Source organism: Shewanella sp. SR1, from assembly GCF_020447145.1.
Classification (GTDB): Bacteria; Pseudomonadota; Gammaproteobacteria; order Enterobacterales; family Shewanellaceae; genus Shewanella; species Shewanella baltica.
The window spans coordinates 1-14,369 of record NZ_JAJAEF010000045.1 but is presented as its reverse complement, the minus strand read 5'-3'; the positions used below and the strand labels follow the sequence as shown (position 1 = coordinate 14,369).

Annotated in this window: 10 protein-coding genes and 4 pseudogenes; 9 read left to right on the top strand and 5 right to left on the bottom strand. The window is 50.3% G+C overall.

Features of this window, described 5'->3' with window-relative positions:
* A pseudogene (locus KV201_RS21930) lies at positions 1 to 111 on the top strand (ISAs1 family transposase); the annotation flags it as partial.
* A gap of 208 nt (positions 112 to 319) precedes the next feature.
* Here KV201_RS21930 and silS read toward each other — a convergent pair.
* Together silS and silR are read right to left on the bottom strand one after the other, a co-directional pair.
* Positions 320 to 1,795, bottom strand: a complete 1,476-nt coding sequence (silS, locus tag KV201_RS21925; protein WP_226060579.1) for a copper/silver sensor histidine kinase SilS — start codon at positions 1,793 to 1,795, stop codon at positions 320 to 322.
* Positions 1,788 to 2,468, bottom strand: coding sequence for a copper/silver response regulator transcription factor SilR (gene silR / locus KV201_RS21920; RefSeq protein ID WP_011711632.1), 681 nt, complete (start codon positions 2,466 to 2,468; stop codon positions 1,788 to 1,790). The genes silS and silR overlap by 8 nt, the downstream gene beginning before the upstream one ends.
* Before the next feature lie 189 nt (positions 2,469 to 2,657).
* Here silR and silC point away from each other — a divergent pair, with 189 nt between their 5' ends.
* From silC to KV201_RS21885, 7 genes are all read left to right on the top strand, one after another.
* Positions 2,658 to 4,043 (top strand): Cu(+)/Ag(+) efflux RND transporter outer membrane channel SilC, encoded by a 1,386-nt coding sequence (gene silC / locus KV201_RS21915; protein ID WP_037425949.1) that lies wholly within the window; start codon positions 2,658 to 2,660, stop codon positions 4,041 to 4,043.
* A gap of 28 nt (positions 4,044 to 4,071) precedes the next feature.
* Positions 4,072 to 4,425 carry a cation efflux system protein CusF gene (gene cusF, locus KV201_RS21910; RefSeq protein WP_011711634.1) on the top strand — a complete coding sequence of 118 codons (354 nt, stop codon included), beginning with the start codon at positions 4,072 to 4,074 and terminating at the stop codon, positions 4,423 to 4,425.
* Positions 4,426 to 4,538: 113 nt separating this feature from the next.
* Complete coding sequence (gene silB, locus KV201_RS21905) at positions 4,539 to 5,831, top strand: Cu(+)/Ag(+) efflux RND transporter periplasmic adaptor subunit SilB (protein WP_011711635.1); 1,293 nt, start codon at positions 4,539 to 4,541, stop codon at positions 5,829 to 5,831.
* A 10-nt stretch (positions 5,832 to 5,841) separates the two neighbouring features.
* The gene (silA, locus tag KV201_RS21900) at positions 5,842 to 8,988 is read left to right on the top strand and encodes a Cu(+)/Ag(+) efflux RND transporter permease subunit SilA (protein WP_226060577.1); all 3,147 of its coding nucleotides are present in this window, start codon (positions 5,842 to 5,844) and stop codon (positions 8,986 to 8,988) included.
* 86 nt (positions 8,989 to 9,074) lie between these two features.
* Positions 9,075 to 9,515 carry a DUF411 domain-containing protein gene (locus KV201_RS21895; protein ID WP_000758228.1) on the top strand — a complete coding sequence of 147 codons (441 nt, stop codon included), beginning with the start codon at positions 9,075 to 9,077 and terminating at the stop codon, positions 9,513 to 9,515.
* A 126-nt stretch (positions 9,516 to 9,641) separates the two neighbouring features.
* On the top strand, positions 9,642 to 12,089 hold the full coding sequence (silP, locus tag KV201_RS21890) for an Ag(+)-translocating P-type ATPase SilP (protein ID WP_226060575.1): 2,448 nt from the start codon (positions 9,642 to 9,644) through the stop codon (positions 12,087 to 12,089).
* Positions 12,090 to 12,129: 40 nt separating this feature from the next.
* The gene (locus tag KV201_RS21885) at positions 12,130 to 12,327 is read left to right on the top strand and encodes a DUF2933 domain-containing protein (RefSeq protein WP_000843494.1); all 198 of its coding nucleotides are present in this window, start codon (positions 12,130 to 12,132) and stop codon (positions 12,325 to 12,327) included.
* A 33-nt stretch (positions 12,328 to 12,360) separates the two neighbouring features.
* On the opposite strand, the pseudogene KV201_RS21880 reads toward KV201_RS21885, so the two are convergent.
* Positions 12,361 to 13,097: pseudogene (locus KV201_RS21880) on the bottom strand (peptidoglycan DD-metalloendopeptidase family protein).
* Between the two features lie 288 nt (positions 13,098 to 13,385).
* Positions 13,386 to 13,835 (bottom strand): hypothetical protein, encoded by a 450-nt coding sequence (locus tag KV201_RS21875; RefSeq protein WP_011918417.1) that lies wholly within the window; start codon positions 13,833 to 13,835, stop codon positions 13,386 to 13,388.
* A gap of 234 nt (positions 13,836 to 14,069) precedes the next feature.
* On the opposite strand from KV201_RS21875, the pseudogene KV201_RS21870 reads away from it, so the two are divergent.
* Positions 14,070 to 14,243, top strand: a pseudogene (locus tag KV201_RS21870) (twin-arginine translocation signal domain-containing protein); the annotation flags it as partial.
* On the opposite strand, the pseudogene KV201_RS21865 reads toward KV201_RS21870, so the two are convergent.
* A pseudogene (locus KV201_RS21865) lies at positions 14,243 to 14,350 on the bottom strand (IS5/IS1182 family transposase); the annotation flags it as partial. The pseudogenes KV201_RS21870 and KV201_RS21865 overlap by 1 nt on opposite strands.
* Positions 14,351 to 14,369 lie beyond the last annotated feature (19 nt).

The window sequence follows — 14,369 nt, the reverse complement described above, 5'->3', positions numbered from 1 at the left end:
CTGTGTGGTGTGATTGCTGGCGCCGAAGGTTGGTCTGAGATCCACGATTATGCTGTCGGGCACCATAATTGGTTTAAAGAAAAGGGAATTCTGACCGAAGGTGTCCCTGTCCGGGGGAAGCACAACCTATATTTTCATTTCCATAACTGAAACAAGTCCGGCAGTGTTTATTTCTCCGGGAGTTGGCTGGATATTCATTTCCTGGCGTACTCTGACGCCGGGTATTGATGAAGCAATCCAGCCTTCCTGATAAGTATCGAATGGCTTCTGTTTGCTGCATGACAGGCTAATGACATCTTTGTCATTTAAATCTTTTTTCTCAGTGTTGGGGCTCCGGAATCCTTTGCTCCAGTCTGGGCACGGATAAGATAAAACGAGTTGAGCGTACGTCCGATTCCACCTGCACTCTTCCGTGATGTGCTTCCACGATTGACTTCACAATTGCAAGGCCGATGCCGCTGCCTTCTCCTTTTCGTTGTCTGGACGGATCCACCCGATAAAAACGGTCAAAAAGCCTTGATAAATGCTCTTCAGGGATTGGTTTCCCCGGATTTTCAATCACCAGGTCAAAAAAGCTCTCTTGCTCTCTTATTGAGACGGTGATTGCCTGTCCCTCCGGGGTATAACGCAGGGCATTGGATAACAGATTATTGATCGCTCTTCTGAACATTTGTGGATCTCCCTCAACCAGGCAGGGCATCCCGTTAAATTTGAGCGTGATATTGCGTTCTTCGGCCCAGGCTTCGAAAAACTCGAAGACTTTCATGACTTCTGCTCTGAGGTCAAACCGGACCCTGTCAGGTATAAGCTGATTATTGTCCGCCTGCGCCAGGAACAGCATGTCGCTGACCATTTTGGTCATCCGGTTATACTCTTCAAGACTGGAGTAGAGGACATCCTCAAGTTCCTTCTGGGTTCGATCCTGACTCAGTGCGATTTCAGTCTGCGTCACCAGATTGGTGATGGGCGTTCTGATCTCGTGCGCGATATCGGCAGAGAAATTGGCCTGGCGGGTAAAGACATCCTCAATCTTTCCAATCATATGATTGAACGAGATAACCAGCTGTTCCAGCTCAATGGGAACGCGTGTCGGTTCCAGCCGCGCATCAAGATTCTCGGAGGTGATGCTTTTAATGGCATTGCTGACATTACGAAGGGGCAGGTGCCCCTGACGGACAGCGATGCGAATGATCAGAACAATCAGCAGGCTTATCACGACGGCAATCGCAATCAGATTTTTTTTCAGCGCATCGAGGTAATGGAGATGGAAATTAATGGAGAGGCCAGTCAGCATGACATAGTTCTGCTGTTTGCCCTGAAATATCGCCTGGCCAGAGGAGGCGATAATCCGGTATGTTTCCATCTTCATTTCAGACCCGGTATCCATCGGTCTCGCAGGATCCTCCACCGTCCAGAGAAAGACATCCCGTGCGTGGCTGTGCTCGCTAAAATCTGCTGAATTCACGGCCGGGCGTAGTGCTGCCCCCTGCGCTGAACTAAAGAGCACCTCACCCCTGGGATTGAGGAGCAAAAGGGCAATGTTGCGGTAGCTGGCAATCGATTCCTTTATTTTGCTTACTTTTTTTTCATCTGGATCTTCCGGGGACTGGAGTATACGGTTCAGTGTGGTGCTGATTTGTTGAAGATCGCTGACATCCTGCTCGGCAAAATGATTTTCAACAGAATGCAGCATAAACCAGGTGAAGGCGATAAAAGCCAGTATCGTGGACAGGCTGATAAAAAAGGTCAGCCGCAGGGAGAGTGAGAAAGGGTGCCTGGAAGGTTTGCTATGCATCCGGGACCTCCAGCATATAGCCCACGCCCCGGACTGTCTGGATCAGCTTTGTCTCGTAATCGTTGTCTATTTTAGCGCGGAGTCGCTTTACGGCGACATCAATCGCGTTAGTGTCGCTGTCAAAATTCATGTCCCAGACCTGAGAGGCAATCAGGGAACGGGGAAGAACCTCTCCCTGATGGCGAATGAAAAATTCCAGCAGGCTGAACTCTTTACTGGTGAGCACAATGCGGTTTCCGGCGCGACTGACTTTTCTGGATACGAGATCAATCGAGAGACCAGCCACCCTAAACTGGCTTTCCGTGATCATCGTGTTTCCCCGCCTCAGAAGGGTTTTCACCCGGGCTAGCAGTTCGGCAAACGCAAAGGGTTTAACCAGATAATCGTCCGCACCCAGTTCCAGTCCTTTGACCCTGTGTTCGATCGTGCCGAGGGCCGTCAGCAGTAAGACCGGCATACCCTTTCCGGCAGTGCGCAGCATCCGGATGATATCCCAGCCGTTCATATCAGGCAGCATGATGTCCAGAATGACTAAATCATACTCGGCTGTCATGGCGAGATGATATCCGGTAAGACCATTATCAGCGTGATCCACTACGAACCCTGCCTCTCTAAGCCCTTTGCTGAGATATTCACCTGTTTTAATTTCGTCTTCGACGATCAATATTTTCATCTTGCTCCCCGGCTGGCTGCTAAGGTCATTCTATTGCGCCCACGATCATTATCAACGGATTACAGCAAAAATGACAACATTGTCATTATCCTGTCACCCGACAAACAGAGAGCGTTCGGTAAAGTACCCCTATCAATACTCTGGACTTCATTTGAACCATTTACTAGGTCTGCCTGGACGAGAAGCGTTATGTTCAAATTAAAATTACTCAGCATTAGCACGATATTCATCCTGACCGGTTGTGTCTCTCTGGCACCTGAATATCAGCGCCCGGCAGCACCGGTACCCCAGCAGTTTTCACTGTCCCGAAACAGCCTGACGCCAGCAGTGAATGGTTATCAGGATACGGGCTGGCGTAACTTTTTTGTCGATCCCCAGGTTACCCGGCTGATCGGGGAAGCCCTTGCTAATAACCGTAATTTGAGAATGGCTGCCCTGAAGGTTGAAGAGGCCCGGGCCCAGTTCAACGTCACGGATGCAGATCGTTATCCCCAGCTGAATGCCTCATCCGGGATCACCTACAGCGGTGGTCTGAAAGGCGACAAGCCGACCACACAGGAGTACGACGCGGGTCTGGAACTCCGCTATGAGCTCGATTTTTTCGGCAAGCTCAAGAACTTGAGTGACGCTGATCGCCAGAACTACTTTGCCAGCGAAGAAGCCCGTCGGGCTGTACATATCCTGCTGGTCTCCAGCGTTTCACAAAGCTATTTCAGCCAGCAACTGGCGTATGAACAACTCCGTATCGCGCGGGAAACGCTGAAAAATTACGAACAGTCCTATGCTTTCGTTGAGCAACAGCTCGTGACCGGGAGTACGAATGTGCTGGCGCTTGAACAGGCCAGGGGACAAATCGAAAGTACTCGCGCTGAGATAGCCAAACGAGAAGGCGATCTGGCTCAGGCAAACAATGCCCTGCAACTGGTGCTGGGAACGTACCGTGCACTGCCGCCAGAAAAAGGGATGAAAGGCGGTGAGACCGCGCCAGTTAAACTGCCATCAAACCTGTCGTCACAAATTTTGCTGCAGCGACCGGATATTATGGAGGCGGAATACCAGCTGAAAGCTGCTGATGCGAATATTGGCGCAGCGCGGGCGGCCTTTTTCCCGTCCATTACCCTGACCAGTGGCCTTTCCGCAAGCAGTACGGAGCTGTCCAGTCTCTTCACGCCAGGAAGCGGAATGTGGAATTTTATCCCTAAAATTGACATTCCTGTTTTTAATGCCGGCAGGAACAAAGCCAATCTCAAACTGGCAGAAATTCGCCAGCAACAGTCGGTGGTTAATTACGAACAAAAAATTCAGTCCGCCTTTAAGGATGTTTCCGACACGTTTGCGCTGCGCGACAGCCTTAGCCAGCAACTTGAGTCACAGCAGCGTTATCTTGATTCACTTCAGATAACTCTCCAGCGAGCCAGAGGATTGTATGCAAGTGGTGCTGTCAGTTACATCGAAGTGCTGGATGCAGAACGTTCCCTCTTCGCTACGCAGCAAACCATTCTCGATCTTACCTATTCCCGACAGGTTAACGAAATTAATCTGTTTACTGCGCTGGGTGGCGGTTGGGTAGAATAAATTTATTTAATTAATCAGGAAATTAAAAATGCGTAATTCACTTAAAGCTGTTTTATTTGGTGCCTTCTCTGTCATGTTTTCTGCCGGTCTTCATGCTGAAACACATCAGCATGGCGATATGAATGCTGCCAGTGATGCTTCGGTACAGCAGGTTATCAAGGGCACCGGTGTCGTTAAAGACATTGATATGAATAGTAAAAAGATCACCATTTCGCACGAAGCAATCCCTGCGGTGGGCTGGCCTGCAATGACCATGCGCTTCACTTTTGTTAATGCAGACGACGCTATCAATGCCCTGAAAATCGGCAACCATGTCGATTTCTCGTTTATTCAGCAGGGCAATATCTCCTTACTCAAAAGCATTAACGTTACGCAATCCTGATTGACTGTCCGGAGCGAATACATCCAGTGCGCCTGAACATTCATTAAGGGATTACTGTGAATGAATGATCGGGCGCATATGCCAGGTGTTTTGATTTTTCAGCGAGAAATTGTATGGCTTCTTTAAAGATAAAATATGCTGCAATAATTATCAGCAGCCTCCTAGCAGGAGGGCTGATATCGGTTACTGCCTGGCAGTATGTAAACTCATCACAAAAAACAGTACAAACAGAACAAAAGGCACCGGAGAAAAAGGTACTTTTCTGGTATGACCCGATGAAACCGGATACCAAATTTGATAAACCCGGAAAATCTCCCTTTATGGATATGGACCTTGTGCCAAAATATGCTGATGAAAGTGGCGATAAAAGCAATGGCGGGATCCGTATCGATCCAACCCAGGTTCAGAATCTGGGATTAAAAACGCAAAAAGTCACGCGAGGAATGCTGAATTATTCTCAGACAATTCCGGCTAATGTCAGTTACAACGAATATCAGTTTGTCATTGTGCAGGCGCGCTCTGACGGTTTCGTCGAAAAAGTGTATCCCCTGACTACTGGCGATCATGTGAAGAAAGGCACTCCGCTTATCGATATCACCATTCCTGAATGGGTTGAGGCACAAAGTGAGTTCCTGCTGCTATCCGGTACAGGCGGTACGCCAACCCAGATAAAAGGGGTTCTGGAGCGACTTCGTCTGGCTGGTATGCCGGAAGAGGATATTCAAAGACTGCGTTCAACCCGCACAATCCAGACCCGTTTTACCATTAAAGCACCTATTGATGGTGTCATTACTGCATTTGACCTGCGCACCGGCATGAATATTTCGAAAGATAAGGTGGTGGCTCAGATTCAGGGGATGGACCCGGTCTGGATCAGCGCTGCAGTGCCGGAATCTATCGCCTATCTGCTGAAAGATACGTCGCAGTTTGAAATTTCGGTACCGGCTTATCCGGATAAAACATTCCATGTCGAAAAATGGAACATTCTTCCCAGCGTGGATCAGACAACCCGTACGCTTCAGGTCCGTCTCCAGGTTTCTAATAAGGATGAGTTTCTCAAGCCGGGCATGAATGCCTATCTGAAACTCAATACCAAGAGCCAGGAGATGCTGCTGATACCAAGCCAGGCCGTTATCGATACCGGCAAAGAACAGCGCGTGATTACTGTTGATGATGAAGGCAAGTTTGTGCCGAAACAGATCCACGTTCTGCATGAATCACAACAACAGTCCGGCATCGGCTCCGGCCTGAATGAAGGCGATACCGTGGTGGTCAGTGGTCTGTTCCTCATTGACTCCGAAGCCAATATTACGGGCGCGCTGGAACGTATGCGCCATCCTGAAAAAACAGAAAGCAGTATGCCAGCAATGTCTGACCAGCCTGTAAATAGGCATTCAGGGCACTGAGGAGACGACGATGATTGAATGGATTATCCGGCGCTCTGTCGCCAACCGTTTCCTGGTCATGATGGGGGCCCTGTTTCTCAGCATCTGGGGTACATGGACGATTATTAACACGCCAGTCGATGCCTTGCCTGACCTGTCAGATGTGCAGGTCATTATTAAAACCAGCTATCCCGGCCAGGCCCCGCAGATTGTAGAAAACCAGGTCACCTATCCACTTACCACCACCATGCTCTCCGTACCTGGCGCAAAAACTGTGCGTGGTTTTTCACAGTTCGGTGATTCGTATGTATATGTCATTTTTGAAGACGGCACCGATCTGTACTGGGCCCGTTCCCGCGTGCTGGAATATCTGAATCAGGTTCAGGGAAAACTGCCCGCCGGGGTGAGTTCTGAAATCGGTCCGGATGCCACGGGTGTGGGCTGGATTTTTGAATATGCCCTTGTCGATCGCAGCGGAAAACTCGACCTTTCAGAACTGCGTTCTCTGCAGGACTGGTTCCTGAAGTTTGAGCTGAAAACCATTCCTAATGTCGCTGAAGTTGCATCCGTAGGCGGCGTGGTTAAGCAGTATCAGATCCAGCTTGACCCGGTAAAACTGACGCAGTACGGCATCGGTCTGCCAGAAGTAAAACAAGCTCTTAGCTCATCTAACCAGGAAGCCGGTGGCTCATCTGTTGAAATTGCTCAGTCAGAGTATATGGTCCGGGCCAGCGGTTATCTTCAGACTATTGATGATTTCAAAAATATCGTCCTGAAAACGGGGGAAAATGGGGTACCTGTTTACCTGCGTGATGTTGCCCGCATACAAATGGGACCGGAAATGCGGCGTGGTATCGCTGAGCTTAACGGTCAGGGCGAAGTCGCTGGCGGAGTGGTGATCCTGCGTTCGGGCAAAAATGCACGCGAAGTCATTACGGCGGTGAGGGATAAACTGGACACGCTGAAGGCAAGCCTGCCTGAAGGAGTGGAGATCGTAACGACATACGATCGCAGCCAGTTAATCGATCGTGCGATTGACAACCTCAGTTACAAGCTTCTTGAAGAGTTTATCGTTGTTGCTGTCGTTTGCGCACTGTTCCTCTGGCATGTCCGTTCTGCCCTGGTGGCGATTATTTCTCTGCCACTTGGCCTGTGTATCGCCTTTATCGTCATGCACTTCCAGGGGCTGAATGCCAACATTATGTCGCTGGGAGGGATTGCAATAGCCGTCGGAGCGATGGTGGATGCCGCCATCGTCATGATCGAAAATGCGCATAAACGGCTTGAGGAGTGGGACCATCAGCATCCCGGGGAACAGATTGATAATGCCACCCGCTGGAAGGTTATCACTGACGCCTCCGTTGAAGTGGGTCCAGCGCTGTTTATCAGCCTGCTGATTATCACATTATCGTTCATTCCTATTTTTACCCTGGAAGGGCAGGAAGGGCGTCTGTTTGGTCCGCTGGCCTTTACAAAAACGTATTCCATGGCGGGTGCAGCCATACTGGCAATCATTGTTATCCCTATTCTGATGGGGTTCTGGATCCGCGGGAAAATTCCTGCTGAGACCAGTAACCCACTGAACCGGTTGCTGATTAAAGCGTATCACCCGTTACTGCTCAGGGTACTACACTGGCCAAAAACAACCCTGCTGGTTGCGGCTTTATCCATTTTCACTGTTATCTGGCCACTGAGTCAGGTGGGCGGCGAGTTTTTACCGAAGATTAACGAAGGTGACCTGTTGTATATGCCGTCAACGTTACCTGGCGTGTCTCCTGGAGAAGCTGCTGCGCTCTTACAGACCACGGACAAACTAATCAAAACGGTGCCTGAAGTGGCCTCAGTTTTTGGCAAGACCGGTAAGGCTGAGACCGCCACGGATTCTGCTCCGCTCGAAATGATGGAAACCACCATCCAACTGAAACCTGAGGATCAGTGGCGTCCAGGCATGACGATTGACAAGATTATTGAAGAACTCGACAGGACCGTCCGTTTACCGGGTCTGGCCAACCTCTGGGTACCGCCTATCCGTAACCGTATTGATATGCTCTCAACCGGCATTAAAAGTCCGATAGGTATTAAGGTATCGGGTACTGTTCTGTCGGATATCGATGTAACAGCACAGAGTATCGAAACAGTCGCTAAAACCGTACCTGGTGTGGTTTCCGCACTGGCTGAACGACTGGAAGGTGGACGTTATATTGATGTGGACATTAACCGGGAAAAAGCTTCCCGGTACGGGATGACTGTGGGCGACGTCCAGCTGTTCGTCTCTTCAGCAATCGGTGGGGCTATGGTGGGTGAGACGGTTGAAGGCGTGGCCCGGTACCCTATTAACATTCGCTATCCGCAGGATTACCGTAACAGTCCGCAGGCGTTGAGAGAGATGCCAATCCTGACCCCAATGAAGCAGCAAATTACGCTGGGCGATGTTGCCGATATTAAGGTCGTTTCCGGACCAACCATGCTGAAAACCGAAAATGCCCGGCCAGCCAGCTGGATTTATGTTGATGCCCGCGGCAGGGACATGGTGTCGGTGGTGAACGATATTAAGACGGCCATCAGTGAGAAAGTGAAACTGAGACCGGGGACCAGTGTGGCATTCTCAGGACAGTTTGAATTACTCGAGCACGCCAATAAGAAATTAAAACTGATGGTACCGATGACGGTGATGATCATCTTCATCCTGTTATATCTGGCATTCCGCAGGGTTGATGAAGCCCTGTTGATCCTGATGAGCCTGCCGTTTGCCCTGGTTGGCGGGATATGGTTCCTGTACTGGCAGGGCTTCCATATGTCAGTGGCGACCGGAACCGGGTTTATCGCCCTGGCCGGGGTGGCAGCAGAGTTTGGCGTGGTCATGCTGATGTATCTGCGTCATGCCATTGAAGCGCACCCGAAATTGTCCCGTAAAGAGACGTTCACACCGGAAGGCCTTGATGAAGCCCTCTATCATGGTGCCGTACTGCGTGTCCGGCCGAAAGCGATGACCGTGGCGGTGATCGTTGCGGGTCTGCTGCCAATACTCTGGGGAACCGGTGCAGGTTCAGAAGTCATGAGCCGTATCGCGGCACCCATGATTGGTGGGATGATCACGGCTCCGCTGCTGTCCCTGTTCATTATTCCTGCCGCCTACAAATTAATCTGGCTGCGCAGACATAAAAAAAGCGTGTCCTGAACCTGAAAGGGCACCCCCTGTGGGTGTCCTTCTTTACTGATTCACCCAGACGTCAGGGTTTATATCGATAATATACAGAGGTGAGTATGAAAAAAGTGGTTCTAATGGCGCTGGCTCTCGGCCTTTCACTACCCGCGATGGCGAGTGAAAAAGTGATTGATATGTACAAATCTGAAAACTGTGGCTGTTGTTCCCTGTGGGGCAAAGCGATGGAAAAAGACGGGTTTGAAGTACGAACTCACGTCATGAATGATCAGGCGCTGTCAGCCCTGAAAGAAAAGCATGCTATTCCTGCAGGACTACGAAGTTGTCATACCGCGGTTGCCGGTAATTTGATCATTGAAGGCCATGTGCCTGCGACAACGATACATAAGGCAATGCAGTCTGGTTCGGGTATATACGGTCTCGCCACCCCCGGTATGCCAGCAGGAAGTCCTGGAATGGAGATGGGAGCCCGAAAAGAGGCTTACGATGTTATCGCATTCTCACCGGATGGAAGTAAAAAAGTCTTCCAGCGAATCGAATAGTCAGCGGAACGGCTGATAACGGGACGCCGGTAGCAGGCACTCCTGTGCCGGCGATATTCGTGGTAATCGCATCCATGACATACCCTGAAGACAGAAGATGCTTCGGTATGCATAAGGAGAGTTACTGTGAAAAATGACAATGCAGTGCAACACAACAACCAGACTGCTTCTGAGCAGACATTATCCCCGGACGAGGGCCACGTATTGCATAAGGTGAGAGATCCCGTGTGCGGGATGGCCATCCTGCCCGACAGGGCGCACAGCAGCATTCGATACCAGGACCATCAACTTTATTTCTGCTCCGCCAGCTGTGAGAGTAAATTTAAAGCCCATCCCGATCGTTATCTTACCGAAGATGCCAGTGAACATTCCCATCACCATCACCACGATCATCACGAAGTCAGCCCTGATCAGATAAAACAGCCTCACCACCAGGCGGAAAAAGAGAATTCTGAAGGTGTGTGGACATGTCCGATGCACCCGGAGATACGCCGCAGTGGTCCCGGAAGCTGTCCTGTCTGTGGAATGGCACTGGAGCCGCTCGTAGCTACGGCATCCACGGGGCCGAGTGATGAACTTCACGACATGACAAGACGCTTCTGGCTGGGGTTGTTGCTGGCGTTTCCGGTTCTGGTACTCGAAATGGGATCTCATCTGTTTCCCGACTTGAGGAATACAGTACCGCCACAGTACAACACATGGCTGCAGCTGCTTCTGGCCTCCCCTGTCGTGTTGTGGTGTGGCTGGCCATTCTTCGCCCGGGCCGGAATGTCGTTACGTAACCGCTCCCTGAATATGTTTACCCTTGTTGCAATGGGGACCGGCGTAGCCTGGGTTTACAGCGTCATTGCAACCGTCTTCCCCTACTGGTTTCCTGCATCGTTCAGAAACATGGATGGCCTGGTGGCCGTTTATTTTGAAGCCGCAGCAGTTATTACGGTGCTTGTTCTGCTGGGACAGGTTCTTGAGCTGCGGGCACGGGAACAAACCTCAGGCGCCATTACTGCGCTTCTGAACCTTGCCCCCAAAACCGCCAGACGGCTGGATCATGACGGTCATGAAACGGATATTAATGCGGAAGATGTCCTGCCTGGCGATAAGCTCCGCATCAGACCTGGAGAGAGTATTCCGGTCGACGGTATCGTGATCGAAGGCAAAACAACCGTTGATGAATCGATGGTGACCGGGGAGTCTATGCCGGTTACCAAAACGAAGGGTGACCCTGTCATTGGGGGGACGATTAATCAGACAGGTAGTCTTATCATCCGTGCAGAGAAAGTAGGTGATGAAACGATGCTCTCACGAATTGTTCAGATGGTCGCTGATGCACAGCGTTCGCGTGCCCCCATCCAGAGAATGGCTGACAGCGTTTCAGGCTGGTTTGTTCCTCTGGTGATACTTATCGCGGTTGTTGCTTTCGTGATCTGGTCTGTCTGGGGGCCCGAGCCCAGGATGGCGCACGGTCTGATTGCGGCTGTGTCGGTCCTGATTATTGCCTGCCCCTGCGCACTGGGGCTGGCCACACCGATGTCGATAATGGTGGGGGTAGGCAAAGGAGCCCAGGCCGGGGTGTTAATCAGGAATGCCGAAGCCCTTGAGCGTCTTGAAAAAGTGGACACGCTGGTTGTCGACAAAACAGGCACGCTCACGGAAGGTTCGCCTACGGTGACAGGGATTATCAGTCTCAATCCGGGTGGGGAAGCATCTCTTTTACATGTAGCGGCCGCAGTGGAAAAAGGCTCGCAGCATCCGCTGGGTATGGCTGTAGTCCGGGCAGCCCAGCACAGGGGGATCATGATACCCGCAGTCAGTGATTTCAATGCTCCGTCGGGGAAAGGTGTTTCAGGCGATGTTGAAGGTCAACGGGTTGTTATTGGTAATGAACTGGCTATGCAGGAAAACAGTATCGTTATTGATAATCAAAAGGCCGTTGCGGATACGTTGCGGATGGAAGGCGCTACCGTTATCTATGTGGCCACAGATGGGTACCTTGCAGGCCTGATAGCTATCTCGGATCCCGTGAAAGCAACCACGCCGGATGCGCTTAAAGCTTTGCGTCAGGCGGGGATCCGCATTGTTATGCTCACCGGGGATAACCAGCTTACTGCTGAAGCAGTCGCACGGAAACTGGGAATAGATGAGGTTGAAGCCGGGGTTCTGCCTGACGGCAAAAAAGCAGTGATAACCCGACTGAAAGCGTCTGGTCATGTGGTTGCGATGGCGGGGGACGGTGTAAATGATGCCCCGGCGCTGGCAGCGGCTGACGTGGGCATAGCTATGGGAACGGGTACAGATGTGGCAATTGAAAGTGCCGGAGTCACCCTTCTCAAAGGCGACTTGATGATACTGAACAGGGCCCGTCATCTGTCAGAGATCACCATGAAAAATATCCGACAGAATCTGTTTTTTGCATTTATCTACAACGCACTTGGCGTGCCTGTGGCTGCAGGTCTGCTTTATCCTGTGTATGGAATACTGCTGTCGCCAGTTATTGCGGCGGCGGCCATGGCTCTTTCCTCCGTCAGCGTCATTGTGAATGCGTTGCGTCTGAAAAGTGTCAGGCTCGGGAAATAACACTGAGTGAAGGGTCAGTTACGAACAGAAGGAGTCCAGTATGAAAAGTACCACCTATGCGCTTATTGCTGTCGCCGCGATCGCGGCATTTGCCCTCCTGCGCGAACACTGGTCACATGTGGCAGGTTACTGGCCATATCTGTTATTGCTGGTCTGCCCGCTAATGCATCTTTTCCACGGCCACGGAGGGCATGGAGATCATCAACATCACGGAAGTGAAAACGATAAAAAAAATTAATCCGGCAGACGGGGCCGCGTCGCGGTCCCGTTATCAGTCCAAGTATCGTTCGTAGTCTCTGGCATGCGCAAAGGCATGCTGTTCGAGTTTGTTATCAGCGGGTGCCGCTGCCCGGAACGCCAGAGAGTTAACAGGGTTGTTATTGATGACCAGCTCGTAATGCAGATGAGGACCGGATGAACGTCCGCTGTTACCGGATAACGCAATAGCACCTCCCCGTGTAACCCTGGCCCCTTTAGTAACGAGTATTTTATTGAGGTGGAGATAGCGAGTTTTAACACCGGCTTTTCCCGTTACTTCAACAAAATATCCCATGGTACTGTTGTATTCGGCCCGGGTGATTTTTCCGTCGATGACGCTGACTATTTTCGTGTTCATGGGCATGGAATAATCAATGCCATTATGGGGACTCACTTTTCCGGATACCGGGTTAAGTCTTGCAGGATTGAAAGGCGAACTGAGTCTTGCTGTGGCCGGTAACGGATAATCGAGACTGCCTTTCCCGGAAGTATCGGAAAGGTTATAGAACTTTTTATCTGATATACGATACGCCGTGTAATTAAATGAACCGGACGTAAATTTATAGGCCACGACATGTGATTTTCCCGCTTTCTTTTGCAGTACGAGTTTTAATGATTCATTTTTTTCAAATGCCGCAGATTAAACCGGGAAGGCAAGGAGCGCTGAAGAGTAGCGATCTCGTTCGATTCCAGCCCCGAGCGGGTGGCTGAAAGGCAGGCATTTTCTTTTACGACATCGGTAGAATACATTTACTGGAATTCGCCGTTAGCATGAACACTGCGGCGTATGCTAGGGGTTTTCAGGAGGCGTGTCATCTGTCAGTTAATCGGGAGCACCGTTGATGGTCGTCATTTTTGTAACATATCTTGTTTCCCGTTTGCTCCTGAAGCTCTGGGAACTGTATGACCAGCCCGACGGTGATGATTAACGGGACTGAAACAGGTTACGGCAGAGCAATATGGGGCTCATGTCCTGCTACGTAACCCGTCAGTAAAGCCCTGCTGCGCACCTGACGCTAAGCACTAACCCGCCTGCAGTTACCTGGACGAATACAGGCCGCGAAGCTTTCTTGCCTGCGTCTGATGAGCTTCCGCACCGGCATTATTGACCTGCTCATGCACGAGGGCGGCTTTCTCTCCGGCATTCAGTTCGTTAAAAGAAGAAGAGAAGGTCTTTGAATTTTCACCACTCTCGGACAGCATTTTTTTATGTTCCTCAATCATTTTCTGATGTGCATAGGACGGGCTGTTGTTCATAAATGAATGAGCAACAATGGCCCTTTCATGTTCATTCATTTCAGAGAATGAGGGCGTGCTGTTTTTATTAATCCTGTCCGGCAAATTTTCATGCGTCGAGGAATTCACATGACTGACGGCTGAGGCATTATTAACAAATCGATGTGCTTCATGGGCAATATCACTGGACTGAGCAAAAGCTGCCCCACAAAATAAAGCTGTAAACGCAGTGGTCGTGATTAATATATTCATGTGTAATTACCTTCTGAGGTACATAAAAGATGTCCTTATGATCATATATAAAAATAATCAACCTGTGGGGAAGATGACGTAAATGTAATACAGCTATGTACATTACACGATTGTAATGAATTTGTTTCTTAAGGTGTGCTAGCTTCATTTCATTGTAAGTGGATGAACCAGTAATTTAATTTAAATCGGTTCTCGAATTCTGTCAGTAACCATACTTTAAATAAGGGAATGCGCATGCTGTTGAAAACGTCTCGACGAACTTTCCTGAAGGGGTTAACCCTCTCTGGCGTAGCCGGAAGTCTTGGCGTATGGAGTTTCAATGCGCGTTCCAGTCTGAGCCTGCCAGTTGCCGCATCCCTGCAGTGTACTCAGTTTGACCTGACCATTGGTGAAACGGCCGTCAATATCCAGAGGTTGAGCGCCTGCTCGTCTATCCAAAAAGTCAGTGAGCCTCGGTTGGTCAACGCCTTGTTATATTCCGGCCAATTGGTAATGCGAGATTTAGATTTGCCCATCTGATAGCGGTTCCTGCGT

Coding starts and splice junctions, on each gene's coding strand:
- silS (WP_226060579.1), bottom strand. CDS start 1,795: ATGCATAGCAAACCTTCCAGGCACCCTTTCTCACTCTCCCTGCGGCTG.
- silR (WP_011711632.1), bottom strand. CDS start 2,468: ATGAAAATATTGATCGTCGAAGACGAAATTAAAACAGGTGAATATCTC.
- silC (WP_037425949.1), top strand. CDS start 2,658: ATGTTCAAATTAAAATTACTCAGCATTAGCACGATATTCATCCTGACC.
- cusF (WP_011711634.1), top strand. CDS start 4,072: ATGCGTAATTCACTTAAAGCTGTTTTATTTGGTGCCTTCTCTGTCATG.
- silB (WP_011711635.1), top strand. CDS start 4,539: ATGGCTTCTTTAAAGATAAAATATGCTGCAATAATTATCAGCAGCCTC.
- silA (WP_226060577.1), top strand. CDS start 5,842: ATGATTGAATGGATTATCCGGCGCTCTGTCGCCAACCGTTTCCTGGTC.
- KV201_RS21895 (WP_000758228.1), top strand. CDS start 9,075: ATGAAAAAAGTGGTTCTAATGGCGCTGGCTCTCGGCCTTTCACTACCC.
- KV201_RS21885 (WP_000843494.1), top strand. CDS start 12,130: ATGAAAAGTACCACCTATGCGCTTATTGCTGTCGCCGCGATCGCGGCA.
- KV201_RS21875 (WP_011918417.1), bottom strand. CDS start 13,835: ATGAATATATTAATCACGACCACTGCGTTTACAGCTTTATTTTGTGGG.